This is a genomic window from Brucella sp. NBRC 113783 (assembly GCF_040372265.1).
GTDB lineage: Bacteria > Pseudomonadota > Alphaproteobacteria > Rhizobiales > Rhizobiaceae > Brucella > Brucella teleogrylli.
The window spans coordinates 694,857-714,073 of record NZ_BAABRX010000001.1 but is presented as its reverse complement, the minus strand read 5'-3'; the positions used below and the strand labels follow the sequence as shown (position 1 = coordinate 714,073).

Here is a 19,217-nt window from a genome sequence, read left to right as displayed (position 1 = left end):
ATGACCCGCACTTATTTCGCACCGACCGGTGGGTTGCCACCGCAGACGCAGCTTCTGACCGACCGCGCCATGTTCACGGAAGCCTATGCGGTTATTCCGAAAGGCACGTTCAGCGATATTGTGACGAGCTTCCTGCCTTTCTGGGAAAAGACGCGTCTATGGGTGATCGCCCGCCCTATGTCGGGTTTTGCCGAAACCTTCTCGCAATATATCATGGAAGTGCAGCCCGGCGGCGGCAGCGACCGCGCCGAGCTTGACGACACGGCGCAAGGCGTGTTGTTCGTGGTCGAAGGCGAAGTCACCGTCACCGTCGCGGGCAAGACCCACACGCTGACCGAAGGCGGCTATGCTTATCTGCCGCCGAAAAGCGGCTGGAGCCTGCGCAACACGGCCAGCGCGACCGCACGTTTCCACTGGGTCCGCAAGGCCTATGACTATGTGGACGGGCTTGATGTGCCGGAGCCGCTCTTCCTCAACGAAAACGACATCGCCCCCTCGCCCATGCCCGACACCAATGGCGTTTGGGCAACGACGCGCTTTGTCGATCCGAACGACATGCGCCACGACATGCATGTCACCATCGTGACGCTAGAACCGGGCGGCGTGATCCCCTTTGCCGAAACCCATGTCATGGAGCACGGCCTCTATGTGCTGGAAGGCAAGGCGGTCTACCGGCTCAATCAGGACTGGGTGGAAGTGGAAGCCGGTGATTTCATGTGGCTGCGCGCTTTCTGCCCGCAGGCCTGCTATGCAGGCGGTCCGGGCAAGTTCCGCTATCTGCTTTACAAGGATGTGAACCGTCATATGAAACTGTCGCGATAAGCGTAAACCGCAACAGGTATCCGGCCAAAGCTGGCTGGATACCTGCTCACTGCAACGCCCAACCCGCTATTTTCAAGCAAACGTTGCAGTGAAGACTATATTAGACTTCGATAACCTTTTAAGATTATTCGAGCAAACAAGATATTTTGATGGGATTGCAGTTGAACGCCCTCCTGATTTATGCTCAATAAATCTCCAAAGCCGCCTCTTTTGAGCAGCAGGCTTCGGATGATTGTTTTTAGAGAGAAATATATTTATGAAAAACCATCGCGCGCTCGGCCTTGCTTGCACGCTGTCAGCACTTCTCGCAGCCCCTGCCTTTGCAGCCCCCCTTCCGGGCGGTGCAAACAGCTTGCAGGAAACCTATCAGGACTGGACCGTCTCCTGCCAGACGCAGAAGGACGCGTCCACCTGTGCTATCCGCCAGGAGCAGAACAGCTCTCAGACCGGCCAGCGCGTCTTGACCGTCGAGCTGCGCAATGTGGCGGGCGGAAAGGTCGACGGCGTCATCCTGATGCCGTTCGGCCTTGATATCGGCAAAGGCGCAACCATCAAGGTTGATGAGGCCGCTGGTCCGAATCTGGCATTTTCCACCTGCCTTCCGCAGGGTTGCCTTGCACCGGTCAGCTTCGACCCCAAACAGGTTGCGGCCATCAAGGCGGGTGCCAATATCAACGTGACCGCGACGGCGCTCAGCCCAAGCCAGCCGGTCGCCTTCAAGATTTCCCTGAAGGGTTTCGGCAGCGCGCTTGATCGCATTATTGCTCTGACGAAGTAATCGCAAAAGCGAGAACGCGGATACGGTATGATATCCGCAGCATGCAACTATGCCGCACGACCTTCAGGCCGTGCGGCATTTTTGTTTTATGCCAGTGTTCTGGAAATATGGGCCAGATGCCTGCGCCAGCGCAGGGTCATCATCACCGCAACGATGCCAAGCCCTGCGGCAAGGCCGAGCCAAATGCCCTGACCGCCCATGCCGACCTTGAAGGCGAGCAGCGCGCCAAGCGGCAGGCCGACGCCCCAATAGCCAAGCAGCGCCAGAAACATCGGAACGCGCGTGTCGCGCATGCCGCGCAACATGCCCGCCGCGACCGCTTGCGCGCCATCGACCGTCTGAAACAGGGCGGCCAGCGCAAGAAAGCTGACGGCCAGTTCCATCACGGGCAGATTTTCCGGATCGTGCAGATCGAGAAACACGCCGATGAACAGACGCGGGATCAGGATCATCAGAAGGCCCATGATCATCATGAAGCCGACGCCCAGCGCATAGGCGCTCCAGCCTGCATAGGCGACGGCTTTAGGATTGCCCGCGCCATAAGCGCGCCCCACCCGCACGGTCGCCACCTGCCCGAAACCGAGCGGCACCATGAAGCTCAGCGATGCGATCTGGATCGCCACCGCATGCGCCGCCATGGCGGTCGGGCTGATCCGGCCCATCATGACCACCGCCGCATAGAAGATCGAGGTTTCAAACACGAAGGTCAGCGCCATCGGAAAGCCAATGCGCCACAGCTCGCGCAGACGCGGCCAGTCAGGACGCCAGAAGCGACCGAACAGGTGATAGCGCCGGAAGCGGCGATGACGCAGCGCGATCACCGCCATGCCGAGAAACATCATCAGGCTGGAAAGCGTCGTCGCGATACCTGCGCCATGCAGTTCCATGCGCGGAAAGCCGAAATGACCGAAGATCAGCGTCCATCCGGCAAGCGCGTTGAAGCCGATCGCAGCACCTGCAATCAGCAGCGTCCACATCGGCTTTTCCATCGCCGCGAAGAACGAGCGCAGCACGATGTAGAACAGATAGGGCAACAGCGCCCATTGCAGCGTGTGCATGAAATCGGTCGAGCGTGCGGCAATATCCGGCTGCTGGCCGAGGAACAGGAATATCTCCTCGCAATGCCACAGCACGACCCAGATCGGGATCGAGATGATGATCGCCGTCCAGAAGCCCTGACGGACCGTGCGGCGCACATCGCGCACCGAATGGCGGTTCTTGCCAAGCGCGATGGCGATCATCGGCATGACCGCCGAAACCAGCCCCATCGAGAAGATGACCAGCGTGTGGTAGAAGCTCGTGGCGAGCAGCGCCGAGGCGAGCGTATCCTTGCCGAGACGCCCGATGAAGATCACGTCGGTTGCCGTCAATGCGGCTTGCGAAACATTGGTCAGGATCAGCGGCCAGCCGAGCTTCAGCGCCGCCGAAAGTTCCCTGCCCCAGCGTTGAACGCTGTTCTGATTGGGCTCATGAAAGCCCGCATTGGTTGTACTGCTCACATTCCACTCCCCTGAATCATCCGGGGAGCCGTCACTCCGCCGGACAATTCAAAACCTGAAAACCACGCGCCGAGACATCAAAGACTCAGAGACCGGGTCAATCTGAGGAGAGAGTGGCGTCGCGATACGATCATCGACCGTCCCATGCCGGCTAAGAGCCGCGCGTTGCTTTTCAAAACAACGGTGCCCCAGCTTTTCGGGTTGTTCAATTTCAATGGGGAACGTTTTGCATGTTCCTGAAACTGATCCGGAGCCAAGCGGGTTGCGCATCGATCTGCACAAAATCAGTGCAATCAATATCAAAACTGCACGGATAAGCAACACATCATGAAACGAAATACTTTGCCCCTGCCAATGTCAGAAATCCTTTTCTCTTTCCGTCGCGAATGAGCCATCCATCGTCCGATAAATGATTGACCCGGCACAGCGTCTGGATAGGAATATACGTGTTGTATTTTGCGAGGTTCCCATGCGCAGCACCAAGGTCATCCATATCGTCGGCTGTCATGCGGAGGGCGAAGTCGGCGACGTCATCGTCGGTGGTGTCGCGCCGCCTCCGGGTGAAACGGTGTGGGAACAGTCGCGCTTCATCGCCAGCGATGAGACCTTGCGCAATTTCGTGCTGAACGAACCGCGCGGCGGGGTGTTTCGCCATGTCAATCTGCTGGTGCCGCCGAAAGATCCGCGCGCGCAGATGGGCTTCATCATCATGGAACCTGCCGATACGCCGCCTATGTCGGGTTCGAACTCGATCTGCGTTTCAACAGTGCTGCTTGATAGCGGCATCATCCCGATGCAGGAACCGGTAACGCGCATGGTGCTGGAAGCGCCGGGCGGGCTTATCGAGGTGGAAGCGGAGTGCCGCAACGGCAAAGCCGAGCGTATCAGCGTGCGCAACGTGCCGTCTTTCGCGGACCGACTGGATGCTGCGCTTGAGGTCGAAGGACTAGGCACCCTCACCGTCGATACGGCCTATGGTGGCGACAGCTTTGTCATTATCGATGCGGCTGAGATCGGCATGAAGATCGAGCCGGGTCAGGCGCGGGAACTGGCAGAGATCGGCGTGAGGATCACCAAGGCCGCCAATGAGCAGCTCGGTTTTCGTCACCCGGAAAAGGACTGGAACCACATTTCGTTTTGCCAGATCACCGAGCCGGTCACGCGCGACGGCGATGTACTGACCGGCGTGAACACGGTGGCGATCCGTCCGGCCAAGCTGGACCGCTCGCCGACCGGCACTGGATGTTCGGCGCGAATGGCTGTGCTGCACGCCAAGGGCCAGATGAAAGTGGGCGAGCGCTTCATCGGCAAATCCGTACTGGGTACGGAATTTCATTGCCGGTTGGACAGAGCGCTGGAACTTGGCGGTAAGCCCGCCATCAGTCCGATCATTTCCGGTCGCGCATGGGTGACCGGCACCGCGCAGCTGATGCTCGATCCGAGCGATCCGTTTCCCGGGGGGTATCGGTTGTCGGACACCTGGCCCCGGGGCGAATAGCCGGATTCGTTCGAATAGAGCGGTACTGGTTTAGCGCCGAGGTCCACAATTCCAGCATGGCAATACGTGGAAAGGACTAGACAGACCTTTGGCCTGCCCGCCGGCCCAGGATGCGCCCATGGCGCCACCCAGAATTCCTGTCAGGACCGATAAGGCTATCACTGTATTTTTCATCGAAGACCTCCTCTGTTGTAAACACAGTGGAGTTGAACACAGATCGGATTCTCCCACATCCCCAACTCTATGCCGCCGAAATTCAGGGTTCCAGAATATCCTCGATCCTTCGAGACGGCCCTACGGGCCTCCTCAGGATGAGGATCGAAGGAGACAGTGCAAAGCATGAAGCACGCAATAAAAAAACCCCGCCAAAGCGGGGTTTTTTATTGTGTAAAGCTATAACCTCACGCGAAGTCCAGCGCGCGGTCGCCATTCTCATCCTTGATACGGGATGGCAGGCCGATATGGTTCAGGATGTTGAGGAAAGGCTTCGGGTTCAGCTCTTCCACATTGACCATTTTCTTCACATCCCATTCGCCGGAAGCGATCAGGATTGCGGCAGCCACAGGGGGAACGCCAGCCGTGTAGGAAATGCCCTGCGAACCCACTTCGTTGTAAGCGTCCTTATGATCGGCAACGTTGTAGATGAAGACTTCCTTTTCCTTGCCGTCCTTGGTGCCCTTGACGAAATCGCCAATGCAGGTCTTGCCGGTATAATCCGGCGCCAGCGACGACGGATCGGGCAGCACAGCCTTGACCACCTTGAGCGGCACGACTTCCAGACCTTCAGCAGTCTTGACCGGCTGTTCGGACAAGAGACCAAGATTGTTCAGCACCGTGAAGACGTTGATGTAGTGATCGCCAAAGCCCATCCAGAAGCGGACATCCGCATTCGGGTAGTTCTTGGACAGCGAATGCACTTCATCATGGCCAGTCATATAGGCCTTGCTCGGGCCGACGACAGGCAGATCGAACGTGTGGCCAACTTCGAACATCTTGTTCGACTGCCACGCACCCTTCTGCCAGGAATAGACCGTGCCGGTGAATTCGCGGAAATTGATTTCCGGGTCGAAATTGGTCGAGAACCAGCGGCCATGCGAACCGGCATTGATGTCGACGATATCGATCGACTTCACATCATCCAGATAATCGTCAGCGGCCAGACGCGCATAGGCATTGACCACGCCCGGATCAAAGCCGATGCCGAGAATGGCTGTGATGCCCTTCTCTTCGCACTCCTTGAGGTGCTTCCATTCGTAGTTGCCATACCATGGCGGCGTCTCGCAGATCTTCTTCGGATCTTCGTGAATGGCCGTGTCCATATAGGCAACGCCCGTATCGATACAGGCGCGAAGAACCGACATATTGAGGAAGGCCGAGCCGACATTGATGACGATCTGAACACCCGTCTTCTGGATCAAAGCCTTGGTGGCTTCAACATCCAGAGCATCCAGCGCATGCGCTTCCAGCTTCACCTCGGTCTTGAGGCTCTTCTTTTCATGCACGCTATCGATAATCTTGCGGCATTTCTCAACCGTGCGGGACGCAATATGGATATCGCCCAAAATGTCAGAGTTTTGCGCACATTTATGTGCAACAACCTGTGCCACGCCCCCGGCGCCGATAATGAGAACGTTCTTCTTCATTTTCTGTCGATGCTTCCTCTTCCAGCGGTTTCCCGCCATCTATTGACCGTCCCGATTGCCTTCTCATTCGGAACACATGAGTTCGTTGCAGCCTGAAGCCGCAACCGGATCTTTACGAAAGCGACCCTTCAAAATCCGCGAAGGTGAATTCGCGGACAACCTTGACCGTGCCGTCCAATTCGCGCACGGCAATCGCAGGCATTTTCACGCCATTGAACCAGTTTTTCTTGACCATCGTATAACCGGCGGCATCCGCAAAAGAGAGACGGTCGCCAACTTTCAGTTCATGGCCGAAATTGAACTCGCCGAAAACATCGCCCGCCAGGCACGACTTGCCGCAGACCATGTAACGGTGGTTGCCCTCATTCGGCTCCATCTTCGCGGTTTCGCGATAGATCAAAAGATCGAGCATATGGGCTTCGATGGAGCTATCCACGATGGCGAGGTTCTTGCCGTTGAACAGCGTGTCGAGAACCGTCACTTCCAGCGTTGTGGTCTTGGTGATCGAGGCTTCGCCCGGTTCCAGATAGACCTGCACGCCAAACTTTTCCGAAAACGCCTTCAGGCGCGTGCAGAACTCATCGACCGGATAATTCTCGCCGGTGAAATGAATGCCGCCGCCAAGGCTGACCCATTCAACCCGGTGCAGAAGCGAGCCGAACTTGTCTTCGATCTCCGTCAGCATCTTGTCGAACAGACCGAAATCGGAATTTTCGCAATTGTTGTGAATCATGAAGCCAGTCACGCGGTCCATGACCTTCTCGACCTTCGCCACATCCCACTCGCCAAGACGGCTGAACGGACGCGCCGGATCGGCAAGATCGAAGCTCGATGACGACACGCCCGGATTGAGACGCAGGCCGCGCTTGATATGCGCCGCCTTATCGGCAAAGCGATCCAACTGGCCGATGGAATTGAAGATGATCTTGTCGGCATTGGCGATGACTTCATCGATCTCGTGATCGGCATAGGCAACGCTATAGGCGTGGGTTTCGCCGCCGAATTTCTCGTGGCCAAGACGCACTTCGTTGAGCGAGGACGAGGTGGTGCCGTCCATATACTGGCTCATGAAATCAAACACAGACCATGTCGCGAAGCATTTCAGCGCCAGCAAAGCCTTCGCGCCGGACTTCTCGCGCACATAGGCGATCTTTTCCATGTTGCGCTTCAGCTTGGTCTTGTCGATCAGGTAATAAGGCGTCTGGATCATGGCTCTTCGTCTTCGGGTCGTCCAATGGGGAAATCTGGCCTGTCCAGCAAGGCTGGTCGCCACGTTGGGAAGAAGCGTCAGACGCTTCTTCTGGAATTATTCAAAGGCTTATAGGAAGCTTGTGACAGAAACACAAATCCGCCACAGCACCACGGGGAAAAATTTCCCCACAAGCTGTCGCGGATCGCTTCCATCTTGGCTATCAGCCTTCAACGGTTGGCCCTGATATAGAGCTTTTCGCCAGAATTTGAACCCCTTACACGCTTCTCCCTTGTTTTGATTGAAAGTCTTTGTGCGCTGGCCCGGCTTCCTGCGCGTGATTGACCGCTCTATCATCGCCCGAAATATCTCCCTGATAATTAAACAAGCATCTTCTTGACAAATTAAAGGGGCGGGCGTAGCGATTGGCATGCAGTTCGGACAGATGGGCATTTTGGGGCCTCCATGTCCGGTTATTCAGTTGTGTAAGGGAAAAATCATGCAGGACCAAACATCCGCTAGCGGCCAGACCGCCGGTTGGGGAGACCTGTTTGCCGGTAAGAACGCCATCCGGTCGCTCACGCTTGTCGGCGGTGTCGCATTGCACGCCATCAACGTGTTCATCGCCACCACCATCCTGCCCACGGTCGTCGCCGATATTGGCGGCATGGATTATTACGCCTGGAACACGGCGCTGTTCGTGACGGCCTCCATTCTCGGCTCTGCGCTCGTTCCGCGCCTGCTCTCGCAGGCAGGTCCGCGCAGCGCCTATCTGTTGGCGGCAATAATTTTCGCCGCCGGGACGCTCGCCTGCGGTCTCGCGCCATCCATGCCGGTCATGCTGGCCGGGCGTTCGGTGCAGGGCCTTGGCGGCGGCATGATGCTGGCGCTTTCCTATGCGATGATCCGCATCGTTTTCCCTGAAAACCTCTGGCCCCGCGCCATCGGTCTCGTCTCCGGCATGTGGGGCGTTGCAACCCTCGTTGGTCCGGCCATCGGCGGCATATTCGCCGAGCTTGGCATCTGGCGCGCTGCCTTCTGGTCGCTGGCACCGGTGATCGGCATTTTTGCCATCATGGCCATGGTCGTGCTGCCGCGCGCCTCCGGCGATGCAGGCAGCCGCGCACCACTGGCCTGGCCTCAGCTCATTTTGCTGACGGCGGCTGTCCTTGCCGTCTCCGCCGCCAGCATTTCGGTCAATGCCGTCATGAATGCGGCAGGCGTCGCGCTGGCTATCGTGCTGTTGGTCCTGCTCTTCGTGATCGAACGCAATTCGTCACGGCGCATTCTGCCCAAGGGGTCTTTCAGTCTCCGCCGGCTCGGCGCGCTTTATCTGACGCTCGCCTTCCTCAGCGCCTCGGTCACCAGCGCCGAAGTGTTCGTGCCACTGTTCTTTCAGGTGCTGCATAACCAGTCGCCCTTAGTCGCCGGTTATCTGGCCGCCATCATGGGCGGAAGCTGGACGCTCGGTTCCATCGGATCTTCGGGCGTCTCGTCAGGCCGGGTTGACCGGGTGATCATCGCCGCGCCGCTGATGGGCATAGCGGGCATGGCCACGCTCGCCACGCTGGTTCCCGTCGGCAGCGACGGTCAATGGGCAAGCCTGTTGCCAATCTGTCTGGCGCTGGCGGTCATCGGCTTTGGCGTGGGCATGACATGGCCGCATCTTCTGACGCGCATTTTCAAGCGCGCCGATGCGGATGACCAGAATCTAGCGTCGGCATCCGTCACGACTGTCCAGCTTTTCACCACGGCGCTCGGCGCCGCGCTGGCGGGCATGGTCGCCAATATGGCTGGCCTCAGCAATCCCGGCGGCTTTGCAGGCACCGCCAATGCCGCCATGTGGCTGTTTTCCGGCTTTGCCATCATGTCGGCGCTGGCATTCCTGTCCGCGCTGGCTTTGGTGCGCAGCGCAAGACAGCCGCAAGTGGCATCGTGCTGATCAGGAAAGACTGGCCGGGGTAAAAACATAGGCGCAGCGCCGCGCCCCGGCCAGAATATGCTCGGTACGGGCAACCGAAACATCGGGACCCAGAACCGCTTCAAACACCTGAAGCTCGGCCCGGCAAAAGCCCTGACAGGCATCGGCGGCGGCACAGATCGGACAATGGTTCTCGACAAAAAGCCAAGAACCATCCGCCCGCCGCTCGGCATCGGCCATATAGCCCTCGGTCGAGCGAATATCTGCAAGCGCCTTGACGCGCTCGTCGAACTCCATGTCCTTGAGGCGCGCATGATACTGGCGGCGGGTTTCCGTCTCGCGATGCGCAACCAGCGTTTCCAGCGCGTCTTCACCAAGGATGGTGCGCACGGAATGCAGAAGCTGCACGGTCAGATCGGCATGGGTATCGGGAAAGCGCTTATTGCCGGTTTCCGTCAGATCCCAGAACTGCGACGGGCGGCCAACGCCCTGCGAAACGGAATGCGGCGCGACGAGACCTTTCTCGGCCAGCCGCACCAACTGCTGGCGCACCGCCTCGCCGGTGGTGCCGAGATGTTCACCGATTGCGGCAGCCGTCTGCGCACCGCGCATCTTCAGCGCCAGCATCACGCGTTCTGCGGGTGAACGTGCTCCCGAAACGTCCGTATTTAGAAAGTCATTCCTTGACATATTGCCTGTTTTCGATTTAAAGAAGCATTATCTTGTTAAATTAAGCGAACCGCCCGGAATTATCAAGATCGTTCTGTATGAAGGAGTCCAAAATGAGCTTTACCCTGCCTCCGCTTCCCTATGCGACCAACGCTCTTGAAGGCGTCGGCATGGGCACCGAAACGCTTGAGTTGCACCATGGCAAGCACCATCAGGCTTATGTAACGGCGCTCAATGGCTTCGTTGAGAAGAACGATGCGCTCAAGGGCAAGTCGCTTGAGGAAATCGTGCTCTTTGCCAAGGACAAGGCCGATCTCGCTCCGGTCTTCAACAATGCCGGTCAGCATTGGAACCATGATCTATTCTGGCAGAACCTGTCGGCAAATGGCGGACGCCTTCCCGGCGCGCTGGAAAAGAAGATCGTTGAAGACTTTGGCGGCGTCGACCAGTTCAAGGAAGCCTTCAAGACGGCGGCTGTCGGCCAGTTCGGGTCGGGCTGGGCGTGGCTGGTTCTGGCCAATGACGGCAAGCTGAAGGTCACCAAGACGCCAAATGGCTCCAATCCGCTGGCAACCGGCGAAGGCAAGGCGCTATTAGGGCTTGATGTCTGGGAGCATAGCTATTATCTCGATTTCCGTAATCGTCGGCCTGACTATGTAACGAACTTCCTCGACAAGCTGGCCAACTACGAATTCGCGGAAGCCACCCTGAAGGCAGCCTGACGCGCTTATATTGATTGCGATCAAAGCGGCCTGCCTGCTCAGGATGCAAACTCCACGGAGTTGCATCCATGCGGGCGGGCCGCAGCAATGACCGATAAAGACCAAACCAACCGACCCAATCCTGAAGGCGCCGTCCTCCCAAGCGTGGTGCCGGAGAACAACAGAGACAGTTCCGAAGATGAGCAGCAACTTTAATCAGGAAACCGTCACCGATATCCATCACTGGACCGACACGCTGTTTTCCTTCCGCACGACGCGTGATCCGGGCTTCCGCTTCCAGAGCGGCCAGTTCATCATGATGGGCCTCGAAGTGAACGGCAAGCCGCTCACCCGTGCCTATTCCATTGCCTCGAGCCTCTACGAAGACGGGCTGGAATTCTTCTCGATCAAGGTGCCGAACGGTCCGCTGACTTCCAAGCTCCAGCATTTGAAAGTTGGCGACCAGATCATCCTGTCCAAGAAGCCGGTCGGCACGCTGCTCTATGACAATCTCAAGCCCGGCAAGAATCTGTGGCTGCTCTCGACCGGCACCGGCCTTGCGCCATTCCTGTCGATCATCCGCGATCTGGAAGCCTATGAGCGCTATGAGAAGATCATTCTCGTTCATGGCGTGCGTCAGGTGGCGGAACTGGCCTATACGGATTTCATTTCCAACGAATTGCCGCAGGACGAATTCCTCGGCGAGATGGCGGCAAAGCAGCTCATCTATTACCCGACCGTCACCCGCGAGCCTTACAAGAACCGCGGACGCCTCACCGACCTCATTCGCTCGGGCCAGATTTTCACCGATATCGACATGCCGGAACTCAATCTGGAAGACGATCGCGTGATGCTGTGCGGCAGCCCGGAAATGCTGGCTGAAACCAAGCAGCTCCTCGAAGAGCGCGGTTTCAAGGAAGGCAGCCAGAGCGAAGCCGGTCATTTCGTGATCGAAAAGGCTTTTGTCGAAAAATAAGTTTCGCAGCCATGCAGACGAAAAAAGGGAGGCGATTGCCTCCCATTTTCATTTCAGCTCTTCGAAATCGAGCCCGATATCGAGGTTCGGCGCGCTGTGCGTGGTCCAGCCGACCGAAATCAGCTCAACGCCGCTGGCAGCCACCGCCGCCACCGTTTCCGGCGTGATCCCGCCGGACGCTTCCGAAATCGCGCGCCCGTCGATCACCGACACCGCCTCGCGCAATTGCGCAGGCGACATATTGTCGAGCAGCACCGCATCCACGCCGACAGCCATCGCCTCATCAAGCTGTTGCAGCGTATCGACCTCGACTTCGATCTTGACCATGTGACCGGCCCCGGCCTTGGCACGTTCGATGGCCTCACGCACACCGCCAGCAACTGCGATGTGATTGTCCTTGATCAGCACCGCATCATAAAGCGCGAAACGGTGGTTCATGCCGCCGCCTGCCCTCACTGCATATTTCTGCAAGGCGCGCAGCCCCGGTGTTGTCTTGCGCGTGCAGACGATGGAGGCCCTGATGCCTTGGACCGCCTGCACCAAGCCGGCGGTGGCTGTGGCGATACCGGAGAGGTGACCGAGGAAATTCAGCGCCGTGCGCTCCCCCGCCAGAATGGAACGGGACGAGCCGGAAACGCGGGCAACATCCGCCCCCTTCTCAAGAGACTGACCGTCCCGCGCCAAACGTTCGAATTTGACATCCGGATCGACCAGACGAAACGCCATTTCGGCCACATCCAGCCCGGCAATGACGCCCGGCTGGCGCAGGCTGAAAAGCATGGCCGAACGGTGATCCTCCGGCACCACCGCATTGCTGGTGATATCGCCAGCGAGCCCCAGATCTTCCAGAAGTGCGGCGCGCACCAGCGGTTCGACGACAAGCGGAGACAAGCGCGGCAGGTTCATCATGCAGTCCTTGTAACAGGGTGAGGCGCGGCGATTTCGCAAGCCAGTGCGAAAGCGACCGGAAAGGTGAAAAAGCTGCGGCCTGAATCCGTGCTTTTGGTGGGATAGTCGGTGCGGGCATGGCTGCCGCGCGACTCGCACCGGTCAAATGCCGCAACCGCAGCGACCAGCGCCACGGCTGCGGCATCGTCGGTCTCCGCGAGGGGGAGAAGGGTGGTGATTGCAGAGCGCAAACCTTCTTCATCACGCAGCAGGCCAAGATGGCGGGAAACAATGTGCCGCACGGGTTCAGCGTCCGCGCTCTGCGGCAGGCTGACCGGCACGGGATGCCGCACGGCGACCGCCTCTTCACAGCCAATCGCGCGGGCGGCGCGCAACCCCATGGCGGCGGCTTCAAGCAGTGAATTGCTGGCAAGCCGGTTGGCGCCATGCAGGCCGGTGCAGGCAGCCTCGCCCACAGCCCAGAGACCGGGCAAGCTGGTGCGACCGTCAGCGTCGGTCTTGACGCCGCCCATGTGATAATGCGTGGCGGGTCTGACCGGGATCATATCGCGGGACGGATCGACGCCATGTTGTTTGCAAAGCGTATCGATACCGGGAAACCGGGTTGCAAAACGCGCGCCCAGAGCTGTACGCGCATCGAGATAGACCTTGCGCCCTTGCGCGATCTCGCTGCCGATGGCGCGCGCCACTACATCGCGGGGCGCAAGCTCGCGGCCCGGAATATCCGCCATGAAGCGCTCGCCACGATCATTGACGAGATTGGCGCCCTCCCCGCGCACCGCTTCGCTGATCAGCGGCAGACGCGGCGCGGAAACGGCTAGCGCGGTCGGGTGGAATTGCACAAATTCCATATCGGCCAGCACAGCGCCTGCACGGCCTGCCAGAGCGGCCCCTTGGCCGAGATTGCCGAGCGGCGTGGTCGTTGCGTTATAAAGTCCGCCGATCCCGCCCGTCGCCAGCACCACGGCGCGCGCTGCAACCGGACCGACATTTTCAAGACAAGCGCCGGCGACACGGCCATCCTGCCGGATGAGCCGCAAGGCGCGGGTGTTTTCCATGACGTTGATCGAAGGCGTCGCCAGCACTTTCGCAATCAAGGCGCGCATAATGCCAGCGCCGGTCCCATCGCCATCCACATGCACAATGCGATAGCGACTATGGGCGGCTTCCAGCCCGAGCGAAAATGAACCGTCCGCCGTGCGGTCGAAGTGTACGCCATGGGCTTCCAGCGCGGCAACCACGTCCGCGCCTGCCGCGATAATTTCTGCCGCCACGCCTGCGTCACACAGGCCGTCGCCCGCCGCAATCGTATCGGCCAGATGCAGCGCCGCGCTGTCATCCGCGCCAAGGCTCGCGGCAATGCCGCCTTGTGCCAGCGTGCTGGATCCGGAAAGGCCGAGGGTTCCCGCCGTCACCAGCAACACAGGCTGCGGCGACAAGGTCAGCGCCGTCATCAGACCGGCAAGGCCGCTGCCAATGACGAGGACCGGGGCCGTATTCATACCGCCAGCATCCGCTCGACGGCACGCCGGGCAGGCTCCATCAATGCTGCATCGACGGTCACTTCATGACGGTTGTTTTCCAGCGCGTCGCGAATATTGGCGAGCGTGATCCGCTTCATATGCGGGCAGAGATTGCACGGGCGGATGAACTCCACATCCGGGTGATCGACGGCGACATTGTCGCTCATCGAGCATTCGGTCAAAAGCACGACACGCTGCGGCTTCTTCTCGCCGACATAGTCCGACATGACCGCTGTGGAACCGGCAAAATCGGCGACCGCCACCACTTCCGGCGGGCATTCGGGATGGGCCAGAACCACCACGCCGGGATGGCTTTCACGCAATTCACGGATATCGTCGGGCGTGAACCGCTCATGTACCTCGCAATGGCCATGCCAGGCGAGAATTTCGACATTGGTTTCGCGCGCCACATTCTGCGCCAGAAACTCGTCGGGGATCATCAGCACACGCGGCACGCCAAGCGACTCCACCACTTTCTTGGCATTCCCGGAAGTGCAGCAAATGTCGGACGCCGCCTTCACGGCAGCAGATGTATTGACATAGGTGATGATTGGCACGCCCGGATGCGCCTGCCGCAACAACGCCACATCTTCCGGCGTGATGCTGTCGGCCAGTGAACAGCCCGCGCCCATATCGGGGATCAGCACCGTCTTGCCGGGATTAAGCAGCTTCGCCGTCTCGGCCATGAAATGCACACCCGCCAGCACGATCACATCGGCATCGACCTCCGCAGCCTTGCGGGCCAGCGCCAGACTGTCGCCGACAATATCAGCCACGCAATGGAAGATTTCAGGCGTCTGGTAATTATGCGCAAGGATCACCGCATTGCGTTTTTTCTTCAATTCGAGAATGGCTGCGACATCGTCTTCGAAGCCCAGCCACTCCGCCTTGGGTAGCACCTTGGCCACGCGGTCATAGAGTTGCGAAACGGAAACATGATCGTTCATGGTTGGGCCTCCCGAGCCTACCCATTATACTCAATCTGAGCATTTCATGTTTATGAACTTATACTCGATTCGAGTATATTGTCAATCGCGGGAGATTGGCAGCTTGGCTCCAGCCAGATGGCGCTCGGAAAGGGCGCGTTCCTCGACAATCGAGTAACGGAAACGGAAGAGTTTTGCCGGGCGACCGCCGGTTTCGCTATCGCTTTCGCCGGTTTCCTCGACCAGATCCTGCTGCTCGATCAGGCGGCGGAAATTCTGCTTGTGCAGGCGCAGACCGGCCAGCGCTTCGACCGTGCGCTGCAATTGCAGAAGCGTAAAACTGTCCGGCATCAATTCGAACACCACCGGGCGATATTTGATCTTGGCGCGCAGTCGCGCAATGGCCGTGGCAAGGATGCGGCGATGATCGGCAAACATGGAGCGACCGTTCTCGTCTTCCTTCATCCCAGCTTCCGCCACCAGACCGGCTTCGAACAGCAGTTCATAGCGTTGCAGCACGAGGTCTTCGTTCCAGCGCCCGCCCCACTCGCCATTTTCAAAGCCGAAGGTGAAGGCGATACGCCGCATGCGCTGCGCGGTCAGTTCCGGCGTTTCGGCCCGATAGGCCCAGACAAGGAGCGCATTGTTGAGATGCTCCATGATGGCCGGTTCGCCCTGACGGTGATCTTCCCACGGCAGATAATCATACCAGCCGCGCCAGCCGGCCTGCCCTGCCGCCGCATCGCTCTCACGCACAAGGCCGAGATAGCTGATCGAAATGATGCGTTCGCCCTGTGCGTGACGGTCACGGTCGGCAAAAGTGTAGAGCTGCTCCAGATAACCGACCGGATGTGCGGTTTCCGACTGCACCCAGGCGCGCAGACCGGATTGCAACGAACGATGCTCGCTTTCGAACGGGCCAGAGGGAAGAGCCTGCCCCTGCCGCACGGTCATGACGCGCGGCTGTTCGCTGGTCACGGCGGCCAGCACGGCAATCAGTTCGGTATGGGCAATATCGTCGGTCACGGCAACTCCGGAAAACAGTTCCGACATTGAACGCGATTGACCAACGAATACAAGGCGCTGTGCGTTACCGGCCACAGCTTTCAGCGCCTACGCCTTGCTCTTGGCCCCGAAAACATGCTCCGGCCCCGGAAATGTGCGCGCGCGCACCTCCTCGGCATAGGCTTTTGCGGCATCGGACACCTGCGGCGCCAGTTGCGCAAAGCGCTTCACGAAGCGCGGCGTGAAATCCTGAAACAGCCCCAGCATATCGTCGGAGACGAGTATCTGCCCGTCGCAAGCCGCCGACGCACCGATGCCGACGGTCGGAATGGCAAGGGCACCGGTGATCTCGCGCGCCAGCGGCTCCACCGTGCCTTCAATCACCAGCGCAAACACGCCGGCATCGGCAATGGCCTGCGCGTCACGGCGGATGCGGTCGGCTTCCTCGTCGCCGCGTCCGAGCGAGCGAAAACCGCCGACCGTGTTGACCTGTTGCGGCATCAAACCGACATGGCCGAAGACCGGAATGCCGCGCCGCACCAGAAAATCGACCGTTTCGGCCATTTCTTCGCCGCCTTCGAGCTTGACGCCATCACAGCCAGTTTCCTGCATCACGCGAACGGCGTTGCGAAACGCCTGTTCCTTCGATTCCTGATAGGAACCGAACGGCATATCGACGATGACGCAGGCCGTCTCGGCTCCGCGCATCACCGCCTGCCCATGGGCGACCATCATGTCGAGCGTCACGGCAAGGGTGGAATCCATGCCGTAAAGCACCATGCCGAGCGAATCCCCCACCAGCAGCAGGTCGCAATGCGGATCGAGCAGACGCGCAATCGGTGTCGTATAAGCGGTGAGGCTGACAATCGGGCGCTCGCCCTTCAGGGCTGAAATGGCCTTGGGCGTCAGTCGCTTCTGTTTGACGGGTGCGCTCATGTCAGGCCGCCTGTTCCTGCGCGACATGCGCAATGACACGATTATCGAGGAGCCGCGTCGTGCCAAGCCGCACGAACAGCGCAAGCAGCACCGGACGCCCCTGCACCACCGTCAGGCGCTCCAGCGTTTCGGGGTCGCGCAGCGCCACTACTTCCGGCGTCGCCAGCGGCTCCGTGGCGATATAGGCGCGAATTGCCGCTTCCAGCGCATCGGGATCATCCACACCGGAGCGATAAAGCCGCTCAGCCTCATCAAGCGCCTTCGGCACGATGATGGCGGCAGCACGCTCAGCGGGCGTCAGATAGACATTGCGCGACGAACAGGCGAGCCCGTCATCCTCCCGCACCGTCTCCACGCCGACGACGCGCACCGGAATGGCCATATCCTCCACCATGCGGCGGATGATGACGAGTTGCTGAAAATCCTTTTCGCCGAAATAGGCGGCATCGGGACCGACGATATTGAAGAGCTTGCTCACCACCGTCGCGACCCCGGCGAAGTGGCCGGGACGCGCCTCGCCTTCCATCTGATTGCCGAGCGTCGGCACATCCACCACCGTCTGCATCGGGCGCGGATACATGTCGCTGACGGCTGGTGCGAAGAGGTAATCGACCTCTGCCCCGCGCAACAGAGCCGCATCGCGCTCCAGATCGCGCGGATATTTGTCGAGATCTTCATTCGCGCCAAATTGCAGCGGATTGACGAAGATCGACACGATGGTCAAGTCATTGTCGGCGCGGGAACGATGTACAAGTTCCAGATGGCCTTTGTGAAGATAGCCCATGGTCGGCACGAAGCCGATGCGCTTGCCCGCACGACGCGCAGGCGCCAGAACCTGCCGCAATTCCTCGATGGTGCGGATAATCTGCATACGCGTTCCTCCTCGCGGGCCGATCTTCTGATGGCCGCGAGTCCTACAGCGTCAACTCAAATATGACAACAGCGAAGGCAAGGCGCACCAAGCCGCTTATTGCGTCGGGGTCGCCACCGCTCCCACCGTATTGCCGACAGCGCGACCAAAACGGTCGATCTGCTCGTCATAGGTCTTGCGGGTTTTCGGATCGAACACGGCAATCGGCGCTGTGACCACGAGAGAGGCCGCCGTACCGACGCCTTGCGCCGTGCCGATGGCCACGGCGCCCAGACGATCACCGAGACCGATCTGCGAATCCGTGATGGTCTGGCCTGCAACAAGGCGCTGGCCGATCAGCTGCACGACCTCGGGGCTTGAGGCAAACTTGCCGTGATTGAGGCGATCACCCGATTTGAGCTTGGTAAGATCGATGACGGTAATGCCCGCCTTTTCAAGCCCCGAACGATAAGGCTCTATGGACGGATCGATCTGGCCGAGGCGGTCGATATTACCGGAAATGCGCCGCGACAGTGCAAGCGCGCGGTCGTCACGCGAGGTGAACAGCGTGAAGCGCGGATGGTCCTTGCCCATCGCCAGAAACTGCTTGGCAAACACATCGACGTCGAGATCGGGTGAAGCCAGAATGACATCGGTGATCTTGGCATTCACGCGCCCGTCGCGGATCGCCATCTGGCGCAGCGCTTCAACCGTCAGCCAGCTGCCCATCGAATGGGCCATCACGGTGATGTCCTTCACCTCCGGCTCACGGGCGATGGCGCGAAGGATCTGTTCCAGCGCGTCGCGGGAATAGTTGGTGCTTTCCTTGTCGTAATTATAGTCGAACACGCTGGCGCGCGACGGCCAGGTAAAGATCACCGGCGCAACATCGGCCCCGGAATCATGCACGATCTGGGCAAAGCGGTAGACGGAATCTTCAAACGTGTTGTTGAAGCCGTGCACGAACACCATCACGCGGCGGCTCTTGGTGAGGTGCGGGCGAACCCAACCTGCCTTCTCAACATCGGTCTTGAGCGGTGTTACACTGACGGTGGCAAAATCGGTCTGCGGATTGGGCGGCAGCTTCTTTGGCCACTGCACTTCGCCGGCCTTGCGGTTCTTTTCCGGCGGGATGGATACGACGATATCATTGATCGAGACAAGCTTGTCGCGCTCGCCGGAGAACAGAATGCCGGGATTGTCAGATGGGCGGCGGGTGGTTGCGACGAGCAGATCAACCTTGGTCGTTCCGGGCGATGTAACCTCGCCCACCGGCACAAGCACGCCTTCAGGACGACTGGCGCAACCTGCGAGCAGCGTCACCAAAACAAGCAATGCAGGCACAGCCCGACGAAACATGCTCTGCAAAACC

17 protein-coding genes are annotated in these 19,217 nt (G+C 59.4%); 6 read left to right on the top strand and 11 right to left on the bottom strand.

The features are described 5' to 3' along the window. Together ABWW11_RS03255 and ABWW11_RS03250 are read left to right on the top strand one after the other, a co-directional pair. Positions 1-822: a bifunctional allantoicase/(S)-ureidoglycine aminohydrolase gene (locus tag ABWW11_RS03255; RefSeq protein ID WP_109368383.1), complete on the top strand. Its 822-nt coding sequence runs from the start codon at positions 1-3 to the stop codon at positions 820-822. Positions 823-1,078: 256 nt separating this feature from the next. Continuing rightward, positions 1,079-1,600 (top strand): invasion associated locus B family protein, encoded by a 522-nt coding sequence (locus tag ABWW11_RS03250; protein ID WP_109368382.1) that lies wholly within the window; start codon positions 1,079-1,081, stop codon positions 1,598-1,600. 86 nt (positions 1,601-1,686) lie between these two features. Here ABWW11_RS03250 and ABWW11_RS03245 read toward each other — a convergent pair whose 3' ends face one another. Next, positions 1,687-3,099, bottom strand: a complete 1,413-nt coding sequence (locus ABWW11_RS03245) for an MATE family efflux transporter (RefSeq protein WP_109368381.1) — start codon at positions 3,097-3,099, stop codon at positions 1,687-1,689. Between the two features lie 469 nt (positions 3,100-3,568). On the opposite strand from ABWW11_RS03245, the gene ABWW11_RS03240 reads away from it, so the two are divergent. Next, a complete protein-coding gene (locus ABWW11_RS03240; protein WP_109368380.1) occupies positions 3,569-4,597 on the top strand; it encodes a trans-3-hydroxy-L-proline dehydratase in 1,029 nt (342 codons plus the stop codon). Between the two features lie 401 nt (positions 4,598-4,998). Here the strand turns inward: ABWW11_RS03240 and ABWW11_RS03235 are convergent, their stop codons facing one another. Beyond that, positions 4,999-6,240 (bottom strand): saccharopine dehydrogenase family protein, encoded by a 1,242-nt coding sequence (locus ABWW11_RS03235; protein WP_109368379.1) that lies wholly within the window; start codon positions 6,238-6,240, stop codon positions 4,999-5,001. 112 nt (positions 6,241-6,352) lie between these two features. Beyond that, on the bottom strand, positions 6,353-7,450 hold the full coding sequence (gene nspC / locus ABWW11_RS03230; protein ID WP_109368378.1) for a carboxynorspermidine decarboxylase: 1,098 nt from the start codon (positions 7,448-7,450) through the stop codon (positions 6,353-6,355). A gap of 478 nt (positions 7,451-7,928) precedes the next feature. On the opposite strand from nspC, the gene ABWW11_RS03225 reads away from it, so the two are divergent. Further along, a complete protein-coding gene (locus tag ABWW11_RS03225) occupies positions 7,929-9,371 on the top strand; it encodes an MFS transporter (protein WP_109368376.1) in 1,443 nt (480 codons plus the stop codon). Here the strand turns inward: ABWW11_RS03225 and ABWW11_RS03220 are convergent, their stop codons facing one another. After that, entirely contained in the window at positions 9,372-9,977 is a 606-nt protein-coding gene (locus ABWW11_RS03220; RefSeq protein ID WP_109368375.1) for a helix-turn-helix transcriptional regulator, read from the bottom strand. It abuts the gene before it with no gap. Positions 9,978-10,132: 155 nt separating this feature from the next. On the opposite strand from ABWW11_RS03220, the gene ABWW11_RS03215 reads away from it, so the two are divergent. Beyond that, a complete protein-coding gene (locus ABWW11_RS03215; protein ID WP_078337946.1) occupies positions 10,133-10,741 on the top strand; it encodes a superoxide dismutase in 609 nt (202 codons plus the stop codon). Between the two features lie 178 nt (positions 10,742-10,919). Next, on the top strand, positions 10,920-11,696 hold the full coding sequence (locus tag ABWW11_RS03210) for a ferredoxin--NADP reductase (protein ID WP_078337945.1): 777 nt from the start codon (positions 10,920-10,922) through the stop codon (positions 11,694-11,696). A 48-nt stretch (positions 11,697-11,744) separates the two neighbouring features. Here ABWW11_RS03210 and nadC read toward each other — a convergent pair whose 3' ends face one another. The 7 genes from nadC to ABWW11_RS03175 all read right to left on the bottom strand — a co-directional run bounded on the left by nadC (position 11,745) and on the right by ABWW11_RS03175 (position 19,204). Then, the gene (gene nadC, locus ABWW11_RS03205; protein WP_319080570.1) at positions 11,745-12,602 is read right to left on the bottom strand and encodes a carboxylating nicotinate-nucleotide diphosphorylase; all 858 of its coding nucleotides are present in this window, start codon (positions 12,600-12,602) and stop codon (positions 11,745-11,747) included. Continuing rightward, the gene (locus tag ABWW11_RS03200; RefSeq protein ID WP_109368374.1) at positions 12,602-14,107 is read right to left on the bottom strand and encodes an L-aspartate oxidase; all 1,506 of its coding nucleotides are present in this window, start codon (positions 14,105-14,107) and stop codon (positions 12,602-12,604) included. The genes nadC and ABWW11_RS03200 overlap by 1 nt, the downstream gene beginning before the upstream one ends. Next, positions 14,104-15,075, bottom strand: a complete 972-nt coding sequence (nadA, locus tag ABWW11_RS03195; RefSeq protein WP_109368373.1) for a quinolinate synthase NadA — start codon at positions 15,073-15,075, stop codon at positions 14,104-14,106. The genes ABWW11_RS03200 and nadA overlap by 4 nt, the downstream gene beginning before the upstream one ends. 81 nt (positions 15,076-15,156) lie before the next feature. Beyond that, positions 15,157-16,107, bottom strand: a complete 951-nt coding sequence (locus tag ABWW11_RS03190; RefSeq protein ID WP_109370168.1) for an NUDIX hydrolase — start codon at positions 16,105-16,107, stop codon at positions 15,157-15,159. A gap of 60 nt (positions 16,108-16,167) precedes the next feature. Further along, positions 16,168-16,995 carry a 3-methyl-2-oxobutanoate hydroxymethyltransferase gene (gene panB, locus ABWW11_RS03185; RefSeq protein ID WP_109368372.1) on the bottom strand — a complete coding sequence of 276 codons (828 nt, stop codon included), beginning with the start codon at positions 16,993-16,995 and terminating at the stop codon, positions 16,168-16,170. A 1-nt stretch (position 16,996) separates the two neighbouring features. Beyond that, on the bottom strand, positions 16,997-17,866 hold the full coding sequence (panC, locus tag ABWW11_RS03180; RefSeq protein ID WP_109368371.1) for a pantoate--beta-alanine ligase: 870 nt from the start codon (positions 17,864-17,866) through the stop codon (positions 16,997-16,999). Between the two features lie 96 nt (positions 17,867-17,962). Continuing rightward, a complete protein-coding gene (locus tag ABWW11_RS03175; protein WP_109368370.1) occupies positions 17,963-19,204 on the bottom strand; it encodes an alpha/beta hydrolase in 1,242 nt (413 codons plus the stop codon). Between the last annotated feature and the right edge of the window lie 13 nt (positions 19,205-19,217).

Excerpts from the sequence above, each read along its gene's own strand:
- ABWW11_RS03255 (WP_109368383.1), top strand. The coding sequence starts at position 1 with ATGACCCGCACTTATTTCGCACCGACCGGTGGGTTGCCACCGCAGACG.
- ABWW11_RS03250 (WP_109368382.1), top strand. The coding sequence starts at position 1,079 with ATGAAAAACCATCGCGCGCTCGGCCTTGCTTGCACGCTGTCAGCACTT.
- ABWW11_RS03240 (WP_109368380.1), top strand. The coding sequence starts at position 3,569 with ATGCGCAGCACCAAGGTCATCCATATCGTCGGCTGTCATGCGGAGGGC.
- ABWW11_RS03235 (WP_109368379.1), bottom strand. The coding sequence starts at position 6,240 with ATGAAGAAGAACGTTCTCATTATCGGCGCCGGGGGCGTGGCACAGGTT.
- nspC (WP_109368378.1), bottom strand. The coding sequence starts at position 7,450 with ATGATCCAGACGCCTTATTACCTGATCGACAAGACCAAGCTGAAGCGC.
- ABWW11_RS03225 (WP_109368376.1), top strand. The coding sequence starts at position 7,929 with ATGCAGGACCAAACATCCGCTAGCGGCCAGACCGCCGGTTGGGGAGAC.
- ABWW11_RS03220 (WP_109368375.1), bottom strand. The coding sequence starts at position 9,977 with ATGCTGGCGCTGAAGATGCGCGGTGCGCAGACGGCTGCCGCAATCGGT.
- ABWW11_RS03215 (WP_078337946.1), top strand. The coding sequence starts at position 10,133 with ATGAGCTTTACCCTGCCTCCGCTTCCCTATGCGACCAACGCTCTTGAA.
- ABWW11_RS03210 (WP_078337945.1), top strand. The coding sequence starts at position 10,920 with ATGAGCAGCAACTTTAATCAGGAAACCGTCACCGATATCCATCACTGG.
- nadC (WP_319080570.1), bottom strand. The coding sequence starts at position 12,602 with ATGAACCTGCCGCGCTTGTCTCCGCTTGTCGTCGAACCGCTGGTGCGC.
- ABWW11_RS03200 (WP_109368374.1), bottom strand. The coding sequence starts at position 14,107 with ATGAATACGGCCCCGGTCCTCGTCATTGGCAGCGGCCTTGCCGGTCTG.
- nadA (WP_109368373.1), bottom strand. The coding sequence starts at position 15,075 with ATGAACGATCATGTTTCCGTTTCGCAACTCTATGACCGCGTGGCCAAG.
- ABWW11_RS03190 (WP_109370168.1), bottom strand. The coding sequence starts at position 16,107 with ATGTCGGAACTGTTTTCCGGAGTTGCCGTGACCGACGATATTGCCCAT.
- panB (WP_109368372.1), bottom strand. The coding sequence starts at position 16,995 with ATGAGCGCACCCGTCAAACAGAAGCGACTGACGCCCAAGGCCATTTCA.
- panC (WP_109368371.1), bottom strand. The coding sequence starts at position 17,866 with ATGCAGATTATCCGCACCATCGAGGAATTGCGGCAGGTTCTGGCGCCT.
- ABWW11_RS03175 (WP_109368370.1), bottom strand. The coding sequence starts at position 19,204 with ATGTTTCGTCGGGCTGTGCCTGCATTGCTTGTTTTGGTGACGCTGCTC.